This is a genomic window from uncultured Stenotrophomonas sp., from assembly GCF_945952405.1.
GTDB lineage: Bacteria > Pseudomonadota > Gammaproteobacteria > Xanthomonadales > Xanthomonadaceae > Stenotrophomonas.
The window spans coordinates 25,011-45,450 of the sequence record NZ_CAMFIA010000021.1; the positions used below are offsets into that span (position 1 = coordinate 25,011).

Annotated in this window: 20 protein-coding genes; 5 read left to right on the plus strand and 15 right to left on the minus strand. The window is 68.6% G+C overall.

From position 1 onward, the window contains the following. Positions 1-128: 128 nt before the first annotated feature. The 3 genes from trpA to trpB are packed head-to-tail and all read right to left on the minus strand — an operon-like array spanning position 129 to position 2,834. Positions 129-938: a tryptophan synthase subunit alpha gene (gene trpA, locus Q0P60_RS17270; RefSeq protein WP_294996366.1), complete on the minus strand. Its 810-nt coding sequence runs from the start codon at positions 936-938 to the stop codon at positions 129-131. Position 939: 1 nt separating this feature from the next. Beyond that, positions 940-1,620: a hypothetical protein gene (locus Q0P60_RS17275; protein WP_294996369.1), complete on the minus strand. Its 681-nt coding sequence runs from the start codon at positions 1,618-1,620 to the stop codon at positions 940-942. After that, a complete protein-coding gene (trpB, locus tag Q0P60_RS17280; protein WP_294996372.1) occupies positions 1,617-2,834 on the minus strand; it encodes a tryptophan synthase subunit beta in 1,218 nt (405 codons plus the stop codon). Before trpB ends, Q0P60_RS17275 begins: the two co-directional genes overlap by 4 nt. Positions 2,835-2,930: 96 nt before the next feature. On the opposite strand from trpB, the gene Q0P60_RS17285 reads away from it, so the two are divergent. Continuing rightward, positions 2,931-3,818, plus strand: coding sequence for a LysR family transcriptional regulator (locus tag Q0P60_RS17285; protein ID WP_294996375.1), 888 nt, complete (start codon positions 2,931-2,933; stop codon positions 3,816-3,818). A gap of 13 nt (positions 3,819-3,831) precedes the next feature. On the opposite strand, the gene Q0P60_RS17290 is transcribed toward Q0P60_RS17285, so the two are convergent. The 8 genes from Q0P60_RS17290 to prmB form a co-directional block, all read right to left on the minus strand. After that, positions 3,832-4,488: a phosphoribosylanthranilate isomerase gene (locus tag Q0P60_RS17290; protein WP_006458876.1), complete on the minus strand. Its 657-nt coding sequence runs from the start codon at positions 4,486-4,488 to the stop codon at positions 3,832-3,834. After that, complete coding sequence (gene truA, locus Q0P60_RS17295) at positions 4,485-5,255, minus strand: tRNA pseudouridine(38-40) synthase TruA (protein WP_294996379.1); 771 nt, start codon at positions 5,253-5,255, stop codon at positions 4,485-4,487. The genes Q0P60_RS17290 and truA overlap by 4 nt, the downstream gene beginning before the upstream one ends. Before the next feature lie 32 nt (positions 5,256-5,287). After that, on the minus strand, positions 5,288-5,650 hold the full coding sequence (locus Q0P60_RS17300) for a VOC family protein (RefSeq protein ID WP_294996382.1): 363 nt from the start codon (positions 5,648-5,650) through the stop codon (positions 5,288-5,290). Positions 5,651-5,676: 26 nt separating this feature from the next. After that, positions 5,677-7,734, minus strand: coding sequence for a FimV/HubP family polar landmark protein (locus Q0P60_RS17305; protein ID WP_294996385.1), 2,058 nt, complete (start codon positions 7,732-7,734; stop codon positions 5,677-5,679). Between the two features lie 164 nt (positions 7,735-7,898). Further along, positions 7,899-8,927, minus strand: coding sequence for an aspartate-semialdehyde dehydrogenase (locus Q0P60_RS17310; RefSeq protein ID WP_294996388.1), 1,029 nt, complete (start codon positions 8,925-8,927; stop codon positions 7,899-7,901). A 92-nt stretch (positions 8,928-9,019) separates the two neighbouring features. Further along, entirely contained in the window at positions 9,020-10,057 is a 1,038-nt protein-coding gene (locus Q0P60_RS17315) for a D-glycerate dehydrogenase (RefSeq protein ID WP_294996390.1), read from the minus strand. Then, positions 10,050-11,153, minus strand: a complete 1,104-nt coding sequence (aroC, locus tag Q0P60_RS17320; protein ID WP_294996392.1) for a chorismate synthase — start codon at positions 11,151-11,153, stop codon at positions 10,050-10,052. The genes Q0P60_RS17315 and aroC overlap by 8 nt, the downstream gene beginning before the upstream one ends. After that, complete coding sequence (gene prmB / locus Q0P60_RS17325) at positions 11,150-12,079, minus strand: 50S ribosomal protein L3 N(5)-glutamine methyltransferase (RefSeq protein ID WP_294996394.1); 930 nt, start codon at positions 12,077-12,079, stop codon at positions 11,150-11,152. Before prmB ends, aroC begins: the two co-directional genes overlap by 4 nt. 122 nt (positions 12,080-12,201) lie before the next feature. Here prmB and Q0P60_RS17330 point away from each other — a divergent pair, with 122 nt between their 5' ends. Together Q0P60_RS17330 and asd are read left to right on the plus strand one after the other, a co-directional pair. Then, positions 12,202-12,852, plus strand: coding sequence for an SCO family protein (locus tag Q0P60_RS17330; RefSeq protein ID WP_294996397.1), 651 nt, complete (start codon positions 12,202-12,204; stop codon positions 12,850-12,852). Next, the gene (asd, locus tag Q0P60_RS17335; protein ID WP_294996399.1) at positions 12,849-13,691 is read left to right on the plus strand and encodes an archaetidylserine decarboxylase; all 843 of its coding nucleotides are present in this window, start codon (positions 12,849-12,851) and stop codon (positions 13,689-13,691) included. Before Q0P60_RS17330 ends, asd begins: the two co-directional genes overlap by 4 nt. A gap of 72 nt (positions 13,692-13,763) precedes the next feature. On the opposite strand, the gene Q0P60_RS17340 is transcribed toward asd, so the two are convergent. Together Q0P60_RS17340 and Q0P60_RS17345 are read right to left on the minus strand one after the other, a co-directional pair. Continuing rightward, positions 13,764-14,102 (minus strand): ribonuclease E inhibitor RraB, encoded by a 339-nt coding sequence (locus Q0P60_RS17340; protein ID WP_294996401.1) that lies wholly within the window; start codon positions 14,100-14,102, stop codon positions 13,764-13,766. 24 nt (positions 14,103-14,126) lie between these two features. Next, complete coding sequence (locus Q0P60_RS17345; RefSeq protein WP_294996403.1) at positions 14,127-15,737, minus strand: transglycosylase SLT domain-containing protein; 1,611 nt, start codon at positions 15,735-15,737, stop codon at positions 14,127-14,129. 122 nt (positions 15,738-15,859) lie between these two features. On the opposite strand from Q0P60_RS17345, the gene Q0P60_RS17350 reads away from it, so the two are divergent. Together Q0P60_RS17350 and greB are read left to right on the plus strand one after the other, a co-directional pair. Continuing rightward, entirely contained in the window at positions 15,860-17,365 is a 1,506-nt protein-coding gene (locus tag Q0P60_RS17350; protein WP_345780347.1) for a helicase HerA-like domain-containing protein, read from the plus strand. Between the two features lie 91 nt (positions 17,366-17,456). Beyond that, positions 17,457-17,963, plus strand: coding sequence for a transcription elongation factor GreB (gene greB, locus Q0P60_RS17355; RefSeq protein ID WP_294996406.1), 507 nt, complete (start codon positions 17,457-17,459; stop codon positions 17,961-17,963). A gap of 33 nt (positions 17,964-17,996) precedes the next feature. Here the strand turns inward: greB and Q0P60_RS17360 are convergent, their stop codons facing one another. Then, a complete protein-coding gene (locus tag Q0P60_RS17360; RefSeq protein WP_294996409.1) occupies positions 17,997-18,839 on the minus strand; it encodes a DUF3025 domain-containing protein in 843 nt (280 codons plus the stop codon). After that, complete coding sequence (gene rimO, locus Q0P60_RS17365; RefSeq protein WP_294996412.1) at positions 18,836-20,197, minus strand: 30S ribosomal protein S12 methylthiotransferase RimO; 1,362 nt, start codon at positions 20,195-20,197, stop codon at positions 18,836-18,838. Before rimO ends, Q0P60_RS17360 begins: the two co-directional genes overlap by 4 nt. Positions 20,198-20,440: the final 243 nt, after the last annotated feature.

Below are 20,440 nucleotides of genomic sequence, written 5' to 3' on the forward strand. Positions count from 1 at the left end.
CAGCCACGGGGCCGCCGGAAAAAACCATGCTGGGACGTACGTTTAGGTGCTGGGAGTGCCGGTCGCCGGCCGCCAGTGCCTGCGCGCAGGCGAGGACGGAGGATGCCGGCCAGCGGCCGGCACGCCCGTCATGCGTCCAGCGCCTGCCGCAGTGGGGCAAGGAAGTCCCGTGCCCGCTGCGCAGCGTCCTCGGCCGAGTCCGCCTCGGCCAGCACCGCCACCAGCGCGCTGCCGACCACCACGCCGTCGGCCTGGCGCGCCATCGCCGCGGCACTATCGGCGTCCTTGATGCCGAAGCCGGCCACCACCGGTACCGACGCGCGCGCGCGCAGGGCCTGCAGGCGGACGCTGGCGGCATCGCTGTCCAGGCGTTCGGAGGCACCGGTGACACCGGCGAAGCTGACGTAGTACAGGTAGCCACGGGCCAGCGCCAGCAGCTTGTCGGCACGCGCCTCACTGGTGGTCGGCGAGGCCAGCAGGACCAGCGCCAGGCCTGCCGCATCGAAGGCCAGCTGCGCTTCGCCGGCCTCTTCCGGCGGCAGGTCCACCAGCAGCACGCCGTCCACGCCGGCCGCCACCGCAGCCGCGGCGAACGCCGCGTAGCCATGGATCTCCACCGGGTTCAGGTAACCCATCAGCACCACCGGCGTCTGCGCGTCGCGTTCACGGAACCGAGCCACTGCCTGCAGCACGTAGCGGCTGCCGGCACCCCGTGCCAGCGCGCGTTCGGAGCTGCGCTGGATGGTGGGGCCATCGGCCATCGGGTCGGAGAACGGTACGCCCAGTTCGATCACATCGGCACCGGCTTCAACCAGCGCATGCATGACCGGCACGGTGGCCTCCAGCGAAGGATCACCGGCCGTGACGAAGGGAATCAGCGCCTTGCGTTGCTGCTCGCGCAGGCGCTGGAAACAGGCATCGAGTCGGGATACGGGCATTTCAGGCACATCCTTCAATCAGTTCAATCGCATCGCTGGTCCCCCAGTACATCTGGATGACCCTCCCTTCAAACAGTTCCACGCGGATGCCAAGGGCCGAGCCCGGATCCTGCCAGGTGAGGTACTCGCCCTGCTCGCCATCGTAGGCATGCGGGCTGGACACGGGCGGCTTCGGAAACCGGGCAACCGCTTGCGCACGGGTCATGCCGACGCGCAGGCCAAACGGGCCCGGCTGCTGGCTCGGCGCCCCGCTCTCCGGGTCCAGGCCGAGGTCGAAGCGGACCACACGGTCTTCGTCGGTCATCATCGACACGCCGGGCGGAAGCCCCTTGCCATCGTAGTACTCGCAACTGCCACCGATGGCTTCGACTGCGCCTTGCGCCGTCCACGGCCCGAACGCCTTCAGATCACTCATGTGCTGGCCGATCAGCACTTCGCCGGCGTGGTCCAGCGCCACCGACGCCACCGCGGGCGCGTCGTCGCTGTCGGTGTCTTCCAGCGACGGCGGATCGTCGATCGGCGTGCGCGCGATCGGATCAAGATCGTCGTTGGCGGCGGGCTGCTGCGCCGGCTGCGTGGTGGCCTTGGCCGCCGGCGCCAGCACCGGTGGCTCCGGCGGCTGGCATGCAGCCAGGCCGAGTGCCAGCAACAGCACGCCACCGCTCCGCAACAGCGCGCTCACAGCACCAGGCCTTCGCGCGCGGCAATGGTGTGCACGTCCTTGTCGCCACGCCCGGACAGGTTGCACAGCACGATCTGGTCGCGCGGACGCTCGCGCGCCAGCTTGATCGCCTGCGCCAGCGCGTGGCTGGATTCCAGCGCCGGCAGGATGCCCTCGGTATGCGCCAGCAGGTGGAAGGCCTGCAGCGCCTCCTCATCGGTGATGCCCAGGTAACGCGCACGACCACTGTCGGCCAGGAAGGCGTGCTCTGGGCCGACGCCCGGATAGTCCAGGCCGGCCGACACCGAGTGGGTCTCGATGATCTGGCCATCGTCATCGCACAGCACATAGGTACGGTTGCCGTGCAGCACGCCAGGGCGACCGGCGGCGATCGAGGCGGCATGGCGGCCGGTGTGGATGCCGTCACCGGCGGCTTCCGCACCGACGATCTCGACCTGGCGGTCATTGAGGAACGCATGGAACAGGCCGATGGCGTTGCTGCCACCGCCGACGCAGGCGGTGATCGCATCGGGCAGGCGGCCGTACTCGGCCAGCATCTGTTCGCGCGCTTCGCGGCCGACGATGGCGTTGAAGTCGCGGACCATGCGCGGATAGGGATCCGGACCGGCCACGGTACCGATGATGTAGAAGGTGTCCTGCACGTTGGTCACCCAGTCGCGCATCGCTTCATTGAGCGCGTCCTTCAGGGTGGCCGAGCCGGAGGTCACCGGCACCACCGTCGCACCCAGCAGCTTCATGCGGTAGACGTTGATCTTCTGCCGCTCGATGTCGGTGGCACCCATGTACACCACGCACTCCAGCCCCAGCCGTGCGGCCACCGTGGCACTGGCCACGCCATGCTGACCGGCGCCGGTCTCGGCGATGATGCGCTTCTTGCCCATGCGTGCGGCCAGCAGCGCCTGGCCGATGGTGTTGTTGATCTTGTGCGCGCCGGTGTGGTTCAGGTCCTCGCGCTTGAGCAGGATCTGCGCGCCGCCGACGTGATCGCTCAGGCGCTGGGCGTGATAGATCGGGCTCGGCCGGCCCACGTAGTGGGCCAGGTCACGGTCATACGCGGCCTGGAAAGCGGGGTCCTGGCGGGCCTGGTCATAGGCCTGGGCCAGTTCCTGCAGCGGGCCGACCAGGGTTTCGGCAACGAAGCTGCCGCCGTAGCGGCCGAAGTGGCCCTGGGCATCCGGGAAGGCGTGATAGTCGGCAATGGGGGAGGCAGGCATGGAGACGACCGGTGGTTCAGACAGGTGGATACTCTAGCGCACGGGTCATGACCGGAAAATGGATATTATCTGGCGCATATCGTCAGGAAATCTCACATGAGCACCTCCCTGCTGCCGCCGCTCAATGCCCTGCGCGCGTTCGAGGCCACCGCCCGCCTCGGCGGCGTCGGGCGCGCCGCGCAGGACCTGCATGTCACCCACGGCGCGGTCAGCCGGCAGTTGAAGCTGCTGGAGGATCATCTTGGCCTAGCGCTGTTCCAGCGCGCCGGCCGCGGGCTGCGCCTGACCGCGGCCGGCACCCGCCTGCAGGCGGCGTGCAGCGAGGCGTTCACCGGCATCGAGGACTGCGTGCGCGAACTGCGCCGGCCGGCAGCCTCGCCGGCGCTGGTGCTGGGCTGCAGTGGCAGCGTGCTGGCACGCTGGATGATCCCGCGCCTGCCGGCGCTGCAGGCCGCCCTGCCGGGCGTGCGCCTGCAATGGTCGGCGCTCGATGGAAGCTTCACCGAGGCCCAGGCCGCGCTGGATGCGGTATTGCTGCTGGCGCAGGCGCCGTGGCCACGCGGCTGGCAGGTGCAGGAACTGGCACCGGAACGGGTCGGCGTGGTGGTGGCGCCGTCACATCCGGCGGCGCAGCGCCTGCGCCATGTAGCGCCTTCGGCGCTGCTGCAGGAGACCGTGCTGCACACCAGTTCACGGCCGCAGGCGTGGCCGGCCTGGGCGCAGGCGCACGGCCTGGATGCTTCCAGACTGCAGTTGGGAACCGCCTTCGAGCATCTGTACTACCTGCTGGAAGCAGCGGTGGCGGGACTGGGGCCGGCCATCGCCCCGGAGCCGCTGGTGGCCGAGGACCTGGCCGCGGGCCGGCTGGTCGCCCCATGGGGATTCGCCGCCACCGGTGGCTTCTGGGTGCTGGCACGACCGGACGGTCCGGCCGATCCGCGGGTGCAGGCGCTGGCCGCGTGGGTCAGCGCACAGCTGCGCTGACCCGCGTCGCCGGTCACTCCAGGACCGTGCAGTCCGCGCGGCGCACTTCCTCGACGAAGGTGCGCATCTTGTAGCCGTCCTTGATGCCCGGCTCCAGCTCGATGCCGCTGGAGACATCCACGCCCCACGGCAAGGTGGCAAGCACGGCATCGTAGACGTTGTCCGGATTCAATCCGCCGGCCAGCAGGAACGGGCGATGCAGGCCGGTCGGAATGCGGCCCCAGTCGAAGGCTACGCCGGTGCCGCCACCACCGCCCGGGGCGTGGCTGTCGAACAGGAAGCCGGCGGCGCTGGGGTAGCGCAGCTGCAGGGTGCGGGCATTGACCTCTTCACGCCCGCCCATGGCGATGGCCTTCAGGTACGGCATGTTGAAGCTGCGGCAGAAGCTCTCGTCTTCCTCGCCGTGGAACTGCAGCAGCGTCGGCCGCACCGTGCGCAGCACCTCGCGCACCTCTTCCTTGCTGTTGTTGCGGAACAGCGCCACCACGTCGACCATCGGCGCGATCGCCTGGCGCATCGCGCGCGCTTCGGCCGGAGCGACCCGGCGGCTGCTCTCGCGGGCAAAGATGAAACCTACTGCGTCCACGCCCAGCTCACCGGCCAGGCGGACGTCGCCGGCACGGGTCATGCCACAGAACTTGATGCGCGTGCGGTAGTAGGAGCGGCTCATAGCGTGACCTCGGCGGGCAGATGCCAGTTGTCGGGGTACAGGGGCCCAAGGAACACCAGGCCCTGCGGCGGTGCGGTGGGACCGGCTACGGTGCGATCGCGCCCAGCCAGCAGTTCGGCGATCCATTCCACCGGCTTTTCGCCGCTGCCCACCAGGATCAACGATCCGACGATATTGCGGACCATGTGATGAAGGAATGCATTGCCCTGCACGGCGACTTCGATCACTTCGCCGTGACGGCTCACCTGCAGTGACTGCAGCTCACGCCGGGCATGCAGGGCCTGGCACTGCACCGAGCGGAACGCACTGAAGTCGTTCTCGCCAAGCAGCGCCTGGCCGGCGGCATGCATCAGGGTTTCGTCCAGCACCCGCCGCTCCCAGCTCAGCGTCTGCCGCTCCAGTGCCGGCCGCACCTCGCGGTTGAGCAGGCGGTAGCGGTAACGACGTGCACGCGCCGAGAAGCGCGCATGGAAATCGTCGGCCACCGGCACGCACCAACGCACCGCGATCGAGCGCGGCAGGCGCGTGGTGGTGCCGAGCATCCAGGCGCGCGGATCGCGCACCACGTCGGTGTCGAAATGCACGACCTGGCACTGCCCGTGCACGCCGGCATCGGTGCGGCCGGCGCAGACCACCTGCAGGGGCGCATCGGCCACCGACGACAGGGCCTGCTCAAGGCTGGCCTGCACGCTGGGGCCACCTTCGCCCAGGTTCTGCCAGCCCCGGAAATCGCTGCCGTCGTACTCGACGCCAAGCGCGTAACGCATGTGCTACCTCGATGTTGCGTGTGGGGCGGCGCTCAGGCCGGGTCGCGTTCGGACCAGACCGCCAGTTCGTTGCCACCGGGCTCGACGAACTGGAAGCGGCTGCCACCGGGGAAGGAAAACACCGGACGCACGATCTCACCGCCGGCGGCGCGTACTGCGGCCTCGACCGGTGCCAGCAGGTCGGCGTACAGCACCAGCAACGGTGCGCTGTTGTCACCGGCGCGCTGTGGCTGGCCGCGGAAGAAGCCTCCCTGCAGGCGGCCATCGTCGAAGGCGGTGTAGTCACTGCCATAGTCGACGAACGACCAGCCGAACACCTTCTCGAAGAAGGCACGGCTGGCCGCCGGATCGCTGGAGGCGAATTCAACGTAGTCGATGCGGCGCTCGCGGCTCATGGCAACGTCCTTTACGGCAGGTTCGGTCACGGCAGGCGGGCCAGCAGTTCGCGGGCCTGCGCCTGGCTGTGCAGGTCGCCGCCTTCGGCGACTTCCAGCAGCAGCGTGCGCGCGGTCTGGGCATCGCCCAGGTCCAGGTAGGCAATGGCCAGCTCCAGCCGTTCCTGGCCGGCGCGCGGTGCCCAGCCGGCATCCTCGCCGGGCTGTGCCTGCGCAGGCACAGCATGGCCGGGGTGCGCAGCCTCGAGGCTGTCGATGCCGTCATCGTGGAGGACAGCGGCTGGCGGTGCCGCGTCATGCGCGTCGGCCGGCAGATCAAACACCCCGCGGAACTGCGGTTGCTGTTCGGCATGCAGCGCGTAGTCCGGCACGGCCACCTCGGCCGGTGCCGCTGCTGCAGACGATTCGTCCTGCAGGGGCTCGGCCTGCGCGGGCTCGGCAGCAGCAGCGTCGTCATGGATCGCCGCGGCGTCCTCCCAGCGCGGCAGATCGGTGACCGCCTCGGGCAGTGCGGCCACGTCGTCGTCGTGCAACGTGCCGGCCTGCCAATCGGCCTCGTCCACGGCGCCCGCACTCGGTTCGACCGCGGCGTCGGCCTGCTGCTCGGGCTCGCTCGCCCAGGCCGGCATCGCCGGTTCCTGGCGGCCGCCGTCGGCCACCGCCGACGACCACGAGGACTGCTCGGCCAGCGTATCCAGCGCTGCGCCCGCCGGTACCGCAGCGGCCAGGCCGGCGGCATCATCTTCTTCACGCAGCGGCGGCAGCGGCGATGGCTTGCGACGACGCAGCAACCAGGCCGCAGCGGCCGCCAACAGCAGCACCGGCAGGCCCAGCCAATACCATGGCGTGGCCGCGTCACGCGCGCCCGGTGCCTGCGCCAGGCGCTGCTGCGCGGCCGCCAGGTCGTTGTCCTTCATCGCGATCAGCGACTGCTGCTGTTCCTTCAGCTTCTCCAGGTCGGCCACGCGCTGCTTCAGCTCGCCGATCTCGGCATCGCGGGTGGCGATGTCCTCACGCGCCTGGCGCAGTTGTTCGTTGCCCAGCATGTCACCCTCGCTGCCGGCAGCGGTGCCGGTGGTTGTGCCCGCATGCGCGGCGTCGGACGCCAGCGCCGGAGCGATCTCAAGTCGTGCCCCGTTGGCCGCAGCCGGGGAAGAAGCGTTGGTGGTTGCCGCTGCGGCGACCGGCGCGACGGTGCCCGCCGGTTGCGGCACGGTGCGCGCCTGGCGCCACTGCACCGCGTGCTCGCGCACCAGCGCAGCCGCTTCGGCGGCATCCACCGCGGCCAGCGCATCGCTGCCCGGCACACGCAGCACCGCACCCTGCTTGAGCAGGTTCACGTTGCCGCGGATGAACGCTTCCGGATTCGCACGCAACAGCGCGATCATCGCGCGATCGCGGCTGACCTGGTTGCCACGCGCTACCGCGCTGGCGATCTGCGAAAGCGTCTGCCCACGCTGCACGGTGATGCTGCCATCGGTCGCTGCGACCGGAGCCGGTGCCGGCGGGGGCGGTGCCGTACGCGAGCGCGCCGGTGTCGCCGCCGCAGCGGGAGACGGCACGCTGGCCGGCTCGGCAGTGGGTACAGGCGCCGCCTCGCGGGCAATGGTGTTGGACAGCGTGCCCGCCGGCGCAACGATTTCCGGCTCGGCCACGGCCAGCGCACTGGCGGGTGCATCGACCAGTGCCGAGTACTCGCGCACCAGCCGGCCCTGGCCCCAGTCGGCTTCGATCAGGAAGCTCAGCGACGGGGTCTCGACCGGCGTCTGCGAGGTCACCCGCACCACCGCCCTGCCCTGCGCGTTGCGGGTCAGTTCGAACTGCAGCTCGCTGACCAGCCCGGTCGGCCGCTGCAGGCCAACACGCTCGAAGGTGACCGGCGAGGCCAGCGCCACGCGCAGGTTTTCCAGCTCGGACGGGTCGGCCGAGACCACCGGGATTTCGGCCAGCAGCGGCTGGCCCGGCTTGGACAGGACACGGATGTCGCCCAATCCCAGGGCGAGCGCGGAACTGCTAGCCAGGGCCAGCAGCGCCGCGGAAAGATAGCTGAGCGGGCGCTTTGCGCCCTTGGCCCGTTTATTCATGGGCGACACTATAAAGCGTGCGGACCGGGGTCCGCACCCACCACGCGCCTCATGACACCTGCCAAATGAGGGTAGTGCCGGCCGCTGGCCGGCAGGCACGCGCGCCCTCCCATCAAGGCCGTGCCGGCCAGCGGCCGGCACCACCCGTCAGCCAGCTGCCGCGCTCAACGCTGCTCGGCAGCGACCAGCTCGGCCAGCTGCACGGCGTTCAGTGCAGCGCCCTTGCGCACGTTGTCCGACACGATCCACAGGTTCAGGCCACGCGGATGCGACAGGTCCTCGCGGATGCGGCCGACGTACACCGCATCGGTACCCGAAGCGTGGGTAACCGGGGTCGGGTAACCGCCTGCCTCGTGGCGGTCGACCACTTCGATACCCGGCGACTGCTCCAGCAGCGCGCGCGCTTCGGCCACGCTGACCTTGTCGCGGGTCTCGATCGCCACCGACTCGGAATGGCCGTAGAACACCGGCACACGCACCGCGGTCGGGTTCACCAGGATGCTGTCATCGCCGAGGATCTTGCGGGTTTCCCAGATCAGCTTCATCTCTTCCTTGGTGAAGCCATTGTCCTGGAAGTCGTCGATGTGCGGGATCAGGTTGAAGGCGATCTGCACCGGGAAGCGCTGCGGATCGATTTCCTGGAAGCTCAGCAGCTGGCCGGTCTGCTTGCCCAGCTCCTCGGTCGCCGAGCGGCCACCACCGGACACCGACTGGTAGGTGGAGACGTTGATGCGCTCGATGCCGTACTTGCGGTGCAGCGGTGCCAGCGCGACCAGCATCTGCATGGTCGAGCAGTTCGGGTTGGCGATGATCCCGCGCGGGCGGTTGGCGACCTGCTCCGGATTGACCTCGGACACCACCAGCGGCACGTCATCGTCGTAGCGGAAGGCCGAGGAATTGTCGATCACCACCGCACCGGCGGCAGCGAACTTCGGCGCGTATTCCTTGGATACGCTGCCGCCGGCCGAGAACAGGGCGATCTCGACGCCGGTCGGGTCGAAGGTGGCCAGGTCCTGCACCGTGACCTTCTGGCCGTTGAACTCGATCTCGCCGCCGGCCGAACGCTCGGAGGCCAGCACGCTCAGGGTGCCGACCGGGAAACCACGCTCGGCCAGGATCGACAGCATGGTCTCGCCGACCGCACCGGTGGCGCCGACGACGGCGACGTGGAAACTGCGCTGTGCATTGCTCATGGGGGAAACTCTCTCAAAAAACGGGAATGGGAAACATCACGCACGGCAGCTGGGTTCGGGGAACCTCCTCAAGCGGGGCGCGCGGAGGTTCCCTATCGTTTCCCGGTTTTTTTGCCCAGGGTCACGCGCGCGGCCATCGCCGCGTCAGCGTTGATCGCGCTCGGCATGCGCGACGGGCTGCCGTCCAGGCCAAGCCCGGCAACCAGATTATCCACGGCCAGCTGTACCATCGCCGTGCGCGTGGCCAGCGAAGCGCTGCCGATATGCGGGGTCAGCACCACGTTGCGCAGCGCCAGCAGCTCCGGGCGCACGCTCGGCTCACCTTCGTAGACATCCAGGCCGGCGGCCGCCAGGCGCCCGTTGGCCAGTGCATCGGCCAACGCGATCTCGTCCACCAGGCCACCACGGGCGATGTTCACCAGCGTCGCCGACGGCTTCATCTTCGCCAGTGCCACCGCATCGATCAGGTGGTGCGAGGCAGGTGTATACGGCAGCACCAGCAGCAGGTGGTCGGACTGCGCCAGCAGCGTGTCCAGGTCCACGTAGCGGGCACCGAGCGCCGCTTCGGTAGCGGCCGGCAACGGCGAGCGGTTGTGGTACAGCACCTTCATGCCGAAACCGTGCGCGCCACGACGGGCGATGCCCTGGCCGATGCGGCCCATGCCGAGGATGCCCAGCGTGCTGCCGTGGATGTCGGCGCCCAGCATGGTCTGGAACGACCACTGCTGCCAGCGGCCCTCACGCAGCCAGCGCTCGGATTCGGTGATCCGGCGCGCGGTGGCCATCAGCAGCGCGAAGCCAAGATCGGCGGTGGTTTCGGTGAGGACGTCCGGGGTGTTGCTGGCAAGGATGCCGGCCGCGCTGAGCGCATCGACATCCAGGTTGTTGTAGCCGACCCCGACATTGGCGATCACCTGCAGCTGCGCGGCGTCGGCCACCTGGGCCGCACCGATGCGCTCGTTGAGGGTGATGATCGCGCCGTCGGCGCTGGCCAGCTGTGCGGCGATCTGCCCGGGCGACCAGGCGGTGACGGTGTCGGTGCTGCGCAGCTGCACGCGATCGCGCAATGGCGCGATGGCCGCGTCGATCAGCGGCTGGCTCACCCACACCGTCGGCCGCGTGTCAGCCATCAATGTGCCCGGGAATACGCGGGGTGATGGTGCCGACATCACCGCACTGCGCACGATGGCGCAGCGCCTGGTCCATCAGCACTATCGCCACCATCGCCTCGGCGATCGGGGTGGCGCGGATGCCGACGCAGGGATCGTGGCGGCCGGTGGTGACCACTTCGACCACGTTGCCGGCGGTGTCCAGCGACGGGCCGGGCAGGCGCAGGCTGGAGGTCGGCTTCAGCGCGATCGAGGCAACCACCGGCTGGCCGGTGGAAATGCCGCCGAGGATGCCGCCGGCATGATTGCTGGCAAAGCCCTGCGGCGTCAGCAGGTCGCGGTGCTCGGTGCCCTTCTGTGCAGCGCTGGCGAAACCGTCGCCGATCTCCACCCCCTTCACCGCATTGATGCTCATCAACGCAGCGGCAAGTTCGCCGTCGAGCTTGCCGTAGATCGGCTCGCCCCAGCCCGGCGGCACGTTGTCGGCCACCACGTCCACGCGCGCACCGACCGAGTCACCGGACTTGCGCAACGCATCCATGTACGCCTCCAGCTCCGGCACCTGTGCGGCGTGCGGCCAGAAGAACGGATTGTCTTCCACCGCCGACCAGTCGAATCCGGCCGGGGTGATGTCGCCCAGCTGCGACAGGTAGCCGTGCACGGTGACGCCGAAACGCTCGGCCAGCCACTTCTTGGCCACCACGCCGGCCGCCACGCGCATGGTGGTCTCGCGCGCCGAGGAACGGCCGCCACCGCGCGGATCGCGGATGCCGTACTTGTGCCAGTAGCTGTAGTCGGCGTGACCCGGCCGGAACTGCTGGCCGATATTGGCGTAATCCTTGCTGCGCTGGTCGGTGTTGCGGATCAGCAGCGCGATCGGGGTGCCGGTGGTCAGGCCCTGGTAAACGCCGGACAGGATCTCGACCTCGTCGGCCTCGCGGCGTGCCGAGGTATGCCGGCTCTTGCCGGTGGCCCGGCGCTGCAGGTCATGGGCGAATTCGGCCGCGTCCAGCGCCAGCCCCGGCGGGCAACCATCGATCACGCAGCCGATGGCCGGCCCGTGCGACTCGCCGAACGTGGTGACGGTGAACAGCTTGCCGAACGAATTGGAGCTCACGGGCGCTGCGCCGCCAGTTCGGTGATGCGGGCGCTGTGCGCGATCAGTTCGCGGCATTCGACCGCGAAGATGCCCATCTGGCCGACCTTGAACTCGACCCACTGGAAGTCCACTTCCGGCAGCAGCTTGTACAGGTGCTGCTCCGACTCGCCCACTTCACAGATCAGCAGGCCGTCTTCGCTCAGGTGCAGCGGCGCATCGCGCAGGATCTTCAGCACCAGGTCCAGGCCGTCGTCGCCGGCACGCAGGCCCATCTCCGGCTCGTAGGAGTATTCCTGCGGCAGGGCATCGGTCTCGTCGTTGGTGACGTACGGCGGATTGGTGACGATCAGGTCGTAGTGGCGGCCGGTCAGGCCGTTGAACAGGTCCGACTTGATCAGGGTGACGTTGTGCGCCTGCAGGCGCTCCTTGTTTTCCTCGGCCAGCGCCAGCGCGTCGTCGCTCAGGTCGACGCCGTCCACCTGCCAGTTCGGGTAGTAGTGGCCCATGGCGATGGCGATGCAGCCCGAGCCGGTGCACAGGTCGAGCGCGCGGTACACATCGCGGCCGGCCAGCCACGGCTCGAAGCCGCACTCGATCAGCTCGGCGATCGGCGAGCGCGGCACCAGTGCACGCTTGTCGCTCTTGAAGCTCAGGCCGGCGAACCAGGCTTCACCGGTCAGGTAGGCGGCCGGGATGCGCTCGTCGATGCGGCGCTGGAACAGCTCCAGCACGCGCAGCTTCTCCGCCTGCAGCACGCGCGCCTGGCCGTAGGCCGGGCCCAGGTCGTGCGGCAGGTGCAGGGTGTGCAGCACCAGCTGCGTCGCCTCGTCCAGCGCGTTGTCGTAGCTGTGCCCGAAGGTCAGCCCGGCTTCATTGAAACGGCTGGTGCCGTAGCGGATCAGATCGATGATCGTGTGGAGTTCGGCGGCCGTTTCAGCGGTCATGGCGGTACTGCGGGCAAAGTGGCCCCCGATTATAGGGGCTGGCGCCCGCGGCGGCATCCGTTGCGGCGGAAACGATCAGGCCGCAGCCGGTATGATGGGGCCCACTTCGCGCGGGGGCACCCATGTTCAATCGCAACGTCGGCATCATCCTGCTGATCGCCCTGGCGGCGGGCCTTGGCCTGCTGGCCGCCCAGCAGGTGTTCGCGCCGAAGCCGCCGGCCAACGCCCCGGCCACCGAAGCCATCACGCTGTACCCGCAGCCGCGTGAACTGCCCGACTTCAACCTGGCCCAGTCCGATGGCACGCGCCTGATCCCGGGTGAACTGAAGGGCCACTGGACCCTGGTATTCCTCGGCTTCACCTTCTGCCCCGACGTCTGCCCGACCACCCTGGCCGAGCTGGCCGCTGCGCAGAACCAGTGGGAAGCCCTGCCTGACAGCCTGCGCCCGCGGGTACTGTTCATCTCGGTCGACCCCGACCGCGACAGCGCCACCCGCCTCGGCGAGTACGTGCACGGGTTCCACAAGGACACCCTGGCCGCCACCGCCGACGTTCCCTCGCTGGAGCGCTTTGCCACCTCGCTGGGCTTCGTGTTCCAGAAAGTGCCCGGCAAGCATTTCGACGAAAATCCCCAGGATTACACCGTCGAGCACTCGGCCAGCCTGGCCGTGCTCGACCCGCAGGGCCGCCTTGCCGGCCTGGTGCGCCCCCCGTTCAATGCGCCGGCGATTGCCCGCGACCTGCAGAAGCTGACCGAGAAAACCGCCCCATGAGCCTCACCACCGCCCTGACGTACGCCCTGCCCCACCGCCTGCTGTCCTCGATGGCGCGTTCGCTGGCGTACTCGGACGACCCGCGCGTGTCGCGCTGGCTGATCGACACGGTCACCCGCAAGTTCAACGTCAACCTGGACGAAGCGGCCAACCCGGACCCGCGCAGCTACACGACCTTCAACCAGTTCTTCACCCGAGCACTGAAGCCGGGCGCGCGGGTGGCCGATGCCGATCCGCGCAGCCTGGTGATGCCAGCCGATGGCCGCATCAGCCAGCTCGGCAGGATCGAGGCCGGCCGCATCTTCCAGGCCAAGGGCCAATCGTTCACCGCCGCCGAGCTGCTGGGCAGCGACGAGGACGCCAAGCCCTACAACGACGGCCTGTACGCCACGGTGTACCTGTCGCCGCGCGACTACCACCGCGTGCACATGCCGTGGACCGGCACCCTGCGCGAGACCGTGCATGTGCCGGGCCGCCTGTTCAGCGTCGGCCCTGCGGCCGTCAACGGGGTGCCGCGCCTGTTCGCGCGCAACGAGCGCCTGGTCTGCCACTTCGACACCAGCTTTGGCCCGATGGTCAGCGTGATGGTGGGGGCGCTGCTGGTGTCAGGCGTGGAAACCGTGTGGAGCGGCGAGGAAATTCCGGCCTACGGCGACCGCATCACCCGCAAGGACTACCGCGGCCAGGGCATCAGGCTTGAGCGCTTCGCCGAGATGGCGCGCTTCAACTACGGCTCGACCGTGATCGTGCTGCTGCCGCCGGGCGTAGCCGAATTCGCCCCGCAGCTGGGCGCCGAAAGCCCGGTGCAGCTGGGCCAGGCACTGGCAACGCTGCGCTGACAGCAAAAAGGGGACGGAGGGGATTAAGTCGTTTATGCATAAACGACTTAATCCCCTCCGTCCCCTTTTTGGTTACGGGGCCGGGCCGACGTCCATGCCGTCGTAATCTTCCACGCCGTGCTCTGCGGCCAGCGCTGCGAATTCCTGGTTGCGGCGGTCCAGCGAGGCTTCGTCGTGGGCCTCCACGCGCTCCACGTGCAGCACGTGGAACGTGGCATCGCCCTCTTCCGGCTCCTGCTCGAACAGCTCGACGAAGGTATAGCCCTGCGCCTGCAGATGTTCGGACAGCGCCCGCAGCGGCTCCTCGGTGGAGTGGACGAAGAAGTACCCCCACAGCAACGGGCCGCTGATGTCCCAGTCGGTGTTTTCGCGGAGGTTGGCAAACAGGTTGCGGGTGGCTTCAAGGTCCATGCGGGTTCCAGGGGTCGGGGGGAATTACTTGTCGCAGCCCTGCAGCTTCAGCGTCTGGCCGTGGCGCAGGCTGTAACCGGGGGCTTTCAGGCCATTGGCACGGGCCAGGGTCGGCACGTCGCACTGGAACTTCGCCGCAATGGCGCCCAGGGTCTCGCCCTTGGCCACCTTGTGGCTGCGCACCGGCTTCGGCCGCGCGGCCGGGGCCGGGCGCGGCGTCGCCACGGTCGCCACCGGTGTGGTCGGCACGCTGGTGGAGGCGGCCGCATCGGCCACCGGCACCACTCCACCCACCGCCACGCTGCCGGTGTAGCTGGTGGCGGTCGGGCGCACGATCGCCGCGTTCAGGTCGGCCGTGATCAGGGTACGGGCCAGGTCGGCACGCGGACCACTGACGCAGTTGCGCTGGTACAGCCCGGCGATGCGGGTGGTGGCATTGATCAGCGTACCGGCCGGAATCCAGCCATCGGCCTCATAACGCGGATTGAGGTTGCGCAGCGCGCGCATGTAGCCATCGCGGGTGCCGTGGCTGCCCAGGCAGATGGTCAGTTCGTAGATGGTGGTGGACTTGGCCAGGCGCAGCGTGGCCGGCTGCGCGCTGATCTTCGGGAACTCCACCCCGTACTGCTGCGGGTGCAGGAAGATCCAGGCCGCGGCGATCACCATCGGCACATAGTCCTTGGTCTCGCCCGGGAACTGGTTGTACACGCTGTCGGTCCAGAAGCTCTGGCCACCGCTCTGCTTGAAGACGCGGGCGGCGCGGCCTTCGCCACCGTTGTAGGCGGCCACCGACATTTCCACGTTGTTGTTCAGTTCGCGCAGGCGCTCGTTGAGGTAGCTGGCGCTGGCCTCGGCCGCACTGCGTGCGTCGAAACGGGTGTCGAAGCCGGTACCGTCCGGGCCCAGCCCGAAGCGGCGGCCGGTGGCCGGCATGAACTGCATCAGGCCGGCAGCGCCGGCACGCGAGGAGGCGTGCACGCGACCGTTGGATTCCTTGGCCATGATGCCGAACAGCAGCGCCTCGGGCAGGCCGCGCTTTTCCCACTCCGGCCACATCACCGCGCGCAGGTTCTGGTAGTTCTCGTAGCTGGTCAGCAGCGCCGGGCGCATGTCGGTCAGCCAGCGCCGGATACCGGCCTGTACCGCCGGGTTGTACTCGACCATGGTGTCGAAGGCGTGCCGCTTGTCGTTCAGCAGCGCGGCGGCGCGGGCGGCCTCGGGAACGTCGGCGGTAAGCGGGCCGATATGGTCGGGGTCGGCTTCCAGGCGGTCACCGCCCTCGTCGGCCACGTCATCGCTGGCGGCGGCATCGGCGTCGTGCTTGAGCAGGCGCTTGTAGCTGGCCAGCAGGGTGCCCATCTGGCAGCCCTTCTGCTTGACGCAGTCGTTGAGGACATCTTCCATGTCTTCCAGCGCGGCGTCGGCCTCGTTGCTGCCCTTGGGGTCGGCATTGGCGACCAGCAGCAGGGCATTGCTGTAGCGCTTCTCGGCGGCGGCCATGCGCTGTTGCAGCGCATCCACCTTCACCTTGTCCCGGGCCGAAACCCGCTGCGCATGGGCGTCGGGCGCCAGGGAAACCAGGCCGGCCAGGGCCAGCAGCGGCCAACCGCGGGAAATCAGGACAGGAACGGGCATTGATGGCACTGTGTGCGAAACAGGCAGGCAGAGTAGCGGCGCCGCCAAGGTCCGGGCAAGCCGACCTTCGGCCCGTCACCGCCGGCGGTTAACATTGGGCTATTCACCACAAGGGCTGGACCATGGATCCGATTCTGCTCGGCAAAGGCATCACCGACGATATTGCCGTCACCCTGCTGCCGAAACTCGGCAACCGCCACGGCCTGGTGGCCGGCGCCACCGGTACCGGCAAGACGGTGACCCTGATGACGCTGGCCGAAGGCTTCTCGCGGCTGGGCGTACCGGTGTTCCTGGCCGATGTGAAGGGCGATGTGTCCGGCCTGGCCGTGCCCGGCAGCGGCGCCGACAACCTGCTCCAGCGCGCCGCCGAGATCGGCGTGGCCGATTACGCGCCGGCGGCCAGCCCGACCATTTTCTGGGACCTGTACGGCAAGCTCGGCCACCCGGTGCGCACCACCGTCAGCGAGATGGGCCCGACCCTGCTGTCGCGCATCCTCGAATTGAACGACACCCAGGCTGGCGTGCTCGACATCGTGTTCAAGCTGGCCGACGACCGCGGCCTGCTGCTGCTCGACATGGACGACCTGCGTGCCCTGCTCGGCCTGGTCGCCGAGGAGCGCAAGGACATCTCGACCGAGTACGGCCTGGTCAGTGCGCAGTCGATCGCCGCGATCCAGCGTTCGGTGCTGCGCCTGGCACAGGATGGCGGCGAGCACTTCTTCGGCGAACCGGCCCTGGAGCTGGCCGACATCATGCGGGTCAACCACGACGGCCACGGCATGATCGGCATCCTCGCCGCCGACCAGCTGGTGCTCAAGCCCAAGCTGTACTCCACCTTCCTGCTGTGGCTGCTGTCGGAGCTGTTCGAGCAGCTGCCGGAAGTGGGCGACCTGGACAAGCCGAAGCTGGTCTTCATCTTCGATGAGGCGCATCTGCTGTTCGACGATGCGCCGCCCTCGCTGGTGCAGCGCATCGAGCAGGTGGTGCGCCTGATCCGCTCCAAGGGCGTGGGCGTGTACTTCTGCTCGCAGTTCCCCGACGACGTGCCCGGCAACATCCTCGGCCAGCTCGGCAACCGCGTGCAGCATGCACTGCGTGCGTTCACCCCGCGCGACCAGAAGGCCGTGAAGACCGCCGCCGAGACCTTCGTGCCGAACCCGAAGCTGGACGTGGCCAAGGTGCTGAGCCAGCTCGGCACCGGCGAGGCGCTGGTGTCCACGCTGCAGGACAAGGGTGTGCCGATGCCGGTGCAGCAGACCCTGATCGCGCCGCCGCGCTGCCGGATGGGGCCGATCACCGACGCCGAGCGCGCCCAGGTGCGCGCCGGCAGCCCGGTCGGCAGCCGCTACGACACTGCGATCAACCGCGAATCGGCGGCGGAACTGCTGGCCCAGCGCGCGCAGAAGACCAGCGAACAGGCACAGGCCCCCGCCGCACGCAGCCGCGAGCAGGACGACGCGCAGGAAGGCGGCTTCGGCCAGGCGATCAAGGACGCGATCTTCGGCACCAAGCGTCGCCAGGGCATGATCGAGACCATGGCCAAGCAGACCACGCGCACCGTCGGCACCAAGCTGGGCAACCAGATCGTGCGCGGCCTGCTGGGTGGCATCTTCGGCGGCAAGCGCTGAGTTGTACCCCAGAGCCGGCGTTCTTTCCCGTGGAAAGGACGCCGGCCGTATCCCCTGATCCATCGTTCCCCCGCACAAGAAGCCGTACCGCATGTCCCGTTGGCGTCCCCCCGCAGAAAAGAGCACTGCCCTGATCACCGCCGCCGGCCACGCCCGGCTGAAGGCCGAACTGGACGAACTGTGGCGGGTGCGGCGACCCGAGGTGGTCAAGGCACTGGCTGCCGCCGCGGCCGAAGGTGACCGCTCGGAGAACGCCGAGTACACCTACCGCAAGAAGCAGCTGGGCGAGATCGATCGGCGCGTGCGCTACCTGACCAAGCGCCTGGAATCACTGCGCGTGGTCGATACCACGCCGACCGATCCGCAGGCGGTGTTCTTCGGTGCATGGGTGGAACTGGAGAATGTGGACAGTGGCGACACCAGCCGCTACCGCATCGTCGGCCCGGACGAGACCGATGCCGGCCTCGGCTGGATCAGCATCGATTCACCCCTGGCCCGCGCGCTGCTGAAGAAGCGGCTGGACGACGAGTTCTCGGTGGAGCTGCCCGGCGGGCAGTTCACCTTTGCGGTGATCGGCGTGGAGTACGCGCCCCTGTAGCGTCCGCCCCCTCAGCCGAGCATGGGCTCGGCTCTACAACGGCAACAGCACCAGCGGCGGCGGGTACTGGCGACCGGCGCGCAATGGGCGGAAGTAGTCGGCATTGCGATAGAAGGTGGAATCCTGCACGCCATGCCAGCCGGGAATACCGGCCAATGGCAGGGGCCGCAGCTGCAGTGGATCGGTCACTACCCTGCCCTCGGTGATGGCCGCGGTCACCGCGTCGACACAGTCGACATCGACATCGCCACGCACCACCACGCACTTGCCCACCAGCAGTCGCCCGGGCAGCAGCGCCTGCTCCATCAGCGCATGGCCGAACACCGCAGCAATCGCGATCGCGCCGCTCTGCCAACCGTCCGGATTGAACAGTGCACGCCAGTCGTGCACATCCCACGCGGCCAGCAACCTGTCATCACGCACACGCACGATCACACCGGTTTCATCGAACTGGGTCAGGGCCGCCTGCGCGCGGTTGCGCTGGCCGGGTGGCATCGCCCCGGCATGCCGGCATTGCTGCGCGTTGAGCGCCTGCTTGAGCCGCGGGTAGCAGGCCCACACCAGTGCATTGAACAGGTCGTGCCAGTTGTCGGCGCGGGTGGCGATACGCCCCTGCGCGATGCGGGCTTCGTAATGCAGGCCGTCGGCCAGCAGCGCCGCATCCTGCTCGACCAGGCGCTTGCCGCCGGTCAGCGCCAGGCGTGCGTCCAGCGCTGCAACCGACGGCCACGCCGGGCCGGTCAGCAGCTCACGGAACTCGCCCAGCCCTGCAAACAGCGGATGCTCGAACGCACGGGGACCGACCGCCGCACGGGGCGGCGGCATGAAGCGCCGGGAACCGCCTCCGTCGCCTCCGGCGGCGGTTCCTGCACTCACAGCATCTTGAGGTCGAACGCCGGCCGGGCCGCCGACGGCAGCGCGTCACCGTACAGGTCGTGCTCGTCGCTCTCGGTGATCTCCACATCAACGAACTCGCCCACGCGCAGCGGCACCTGGTCGGCGTTCTGGATATGCACCAGGCCGTCGATCTCGGGCGCATCGGCCTTGGAGCGGGCCACGGCGATATCGCCTTCGATGGCGTCCACCAGGCATTGCTGCACGGTGCCGATCTTGGCTTCCAGGCGGGCGGCGGAAATCTGCGCCTGCTTTTCCATGAAGCGCGCCAGGCGCTCCTGCTTCACTTCCTCCGGCACGGCATCCGGCAGGTCGTTGGCGGTGGCCCCCTCGACCGGCGAATAGGCGAATGCGCCCACGCGGTCCAGCTGCGCTTCGTCGAGGAACGACAACAGCTCCTCGAACTCGGCTTCGGTCTCGCCCGGGAAGCCGACGATGAAGGTCGAACGCACGGTGATGTCCGGTGCGAGGCGGCGCCAGTTCTGCACGCGCTCCAGCGTCTTCTCGACCGCACCCGGGCGCTTCATCAGGCGCAGGATGCGCGGGCTGGCATGCTGGAACGGGATGTCCAGGTACGGCAGGATGCGGTTCTCGGCCATCAGCGGCACCACCTCGTCCACGTGCGGGTACGGGTAGACGTAGTGCATGCGCACCCACGCATCCAGCTCGGACAGGCCTTCACACAGCGCCTTCAACCGGGTCTGGTAGGCCTTGTCGCGCCACATCTTCTCGGCGTACTTCACGTCCACGCCGTAGGCCGAGGTGTCCTGCGACACCACCAGCAGTTCCTTCACCCCGCCACGCACCAGGCGCTCGGCTTCGCGCAGCACTTCATCGACCGGGCGCGAGACCAGCTTGCCGCGCATCGACGGGATGATGCAGAAGCTGCACTTGTGGTTGCAGCCCTCGGAAATCTTCAGGTACGCGTAATGGCGCGGGGTCAGCTTGATGCCGTAATCAGGCACCAGGTCCACGAAGGGATCGTGCTTGGGCGGCAGCGCTTCGTGCACCGCTTCCATCACGCTCTGGTAATCCTGCGGGCCGGACACCGCCAGCACGTTGGGATACGCCTCGCGGATCTGCTCCGGGCGCTTGCCCAGGCAACCGGTGACGATCACCTTGCCGTTCTGGTTCATCGCCTCGCCGATCGCGTCCAGCGATTCGGTCACTGCCGAATCGATGAAGCCGCAGGTATTGACCACCACCACGTCGGCCGAATCGTAGGACGGGACGATGTCGTAGCCCTCCGAGCGGAGCTGGGTAAGGATGCGCTCGGAATCGACAAGGGCCTTCGGGCAGCCAAGGCTGACGAAGCCGACTTTGGGGTTCAGCTGGGACATGGAATCGCGGGACTCTGGGGGCCTGGGCCCCTGCCGCCATGGCAGGGGATCCTGGGGGCCGGGGGCCTGAAAGGGCGCCAGTATACCGGGGTTGGCGGCCACGCTCTGAATGGCCAGCCCGAACGGAATCCCTGAATCTCAGCAAGCCCCCCCCCCTGCCGGTCAGCACGCACGATCGCCCAGGACGCAGGCGCACGTAGCGCCTGCGTGCAAGAATCACAAAGGGTCTGAGTCAATGCATGC

Coding starts and splice junctions, on each gene's coding strand:
- trpA (WP_294996366.1), bottom strand. CDS start 938: ATGCCCGTATCCCGACTCGATGCCTGTTTCCAGCGCCTGCGCGAGCAG.
- trpB (WP_294996372.1), bottom strand. CDS start 2,834: ATGCCTGCCTCCCCCATTGCCGACTATCACGCCTTCCCGGATGCCCAG.
- Q0P60_RS17285 (WP_294996375.1), top strand. CDS start 2,931: ATGAGCACCTCCCTGCTGCCGCCGCTCAATGCCCTGCGCGCGTTCGAG.
- Q0P60_RS17290 (WP_006458876.1), bottom strand. CDS start 4,488: ATGAGCCGCTCCTACTACCGCACGCGCATCAAGTTCTGTGGCATGACC.
- truA (WP_294996379.1), bottom strand. CDS start 5,255: ATGCGTTACGCGCTTGGCGTCGAGTACGACGGCAGCGATTTCCGGGGC.
- Q0P60_RS17300 (WP_294996382.1), bottom strand. CDS start 5,650: ATGAGCCGCGAGCGCCGCATCGACTACGTTGAATTCGCCTCCAGCGAT.
- Q0P60_RS17305 (WP_294996385.1), bottom strand. CDS start 7,734: ATGAATAAACGGGCCAAGGGCGCAAAGCGCCCGCTCAGCTATCTTTCC.
- Q0P60_RS17310 (WP_294996388.1), bottom strand. CDS start 8,927: ATGAGCAATGCACAGCGCAGTTTCCACGTCGCCGTCGTCGGCGCCACC.
- Q0P60_RS17315 (WP_294996390.1), bottom strand. CDS start 10,057: ATGGCTGACACGCGGCCGACGGTGTGGGTGAGCCAGCCGCTGATCGAC.
- prmB (WP_294996394.1), bottom strand. CDS start 12,079: ATGACCGCTGAAACGGCCGCCGAACTCCACACGATCATCGATCTGATC.
- Q0P60_RS17330 (WP_294996397.1), top strand. CDS start 12,202: ATGTTCAATCGCAACGTCGGCATCATCCTGCTGATCGCCCTGGCGGCG.
- asd (WP_294996399.1), top strand. CDS start 12,849: ATGAGCCTCACCACCGCCCTGACGTACGCCCTGCCCCACCGCCTGCTG.
- Q0P60_RS17340 (WP_294996401.1), bottom strand. CDS start 14,102: ATGGACCTTGAAGCCACCCGCAACCTGTTTGCCAACCTCCGCGAAAAC.
- Q0P60_RS17345 (WP_294996403.1), bottom strand. CDS start 15,737: ATGCCCGTTCCTGTCCTGATTTCCCGCGGTTGGCCGCTGCTGGCCCTG.
- Q0P60_RS17350 (WP_345780347.1), top strand. CDS start 15,860: ATGGATCCGATTCTGCTCGGCAAAGGCATCACCGACGATATTGCCGTC.
- greB (WP_294996406.1), top strand. CDS start 17,457: ATGTCCCGTTGGCGTCCCCCCGCAGAAAAGAGCACTGCCCTGATCACC.
- rimO (WP_294996412.1), bottom strand. CDS start 20,197: ATGTCCCAGCTGAACCCCAAAGTCGGCTTCGTCAGCCTTGGCTGCCCG.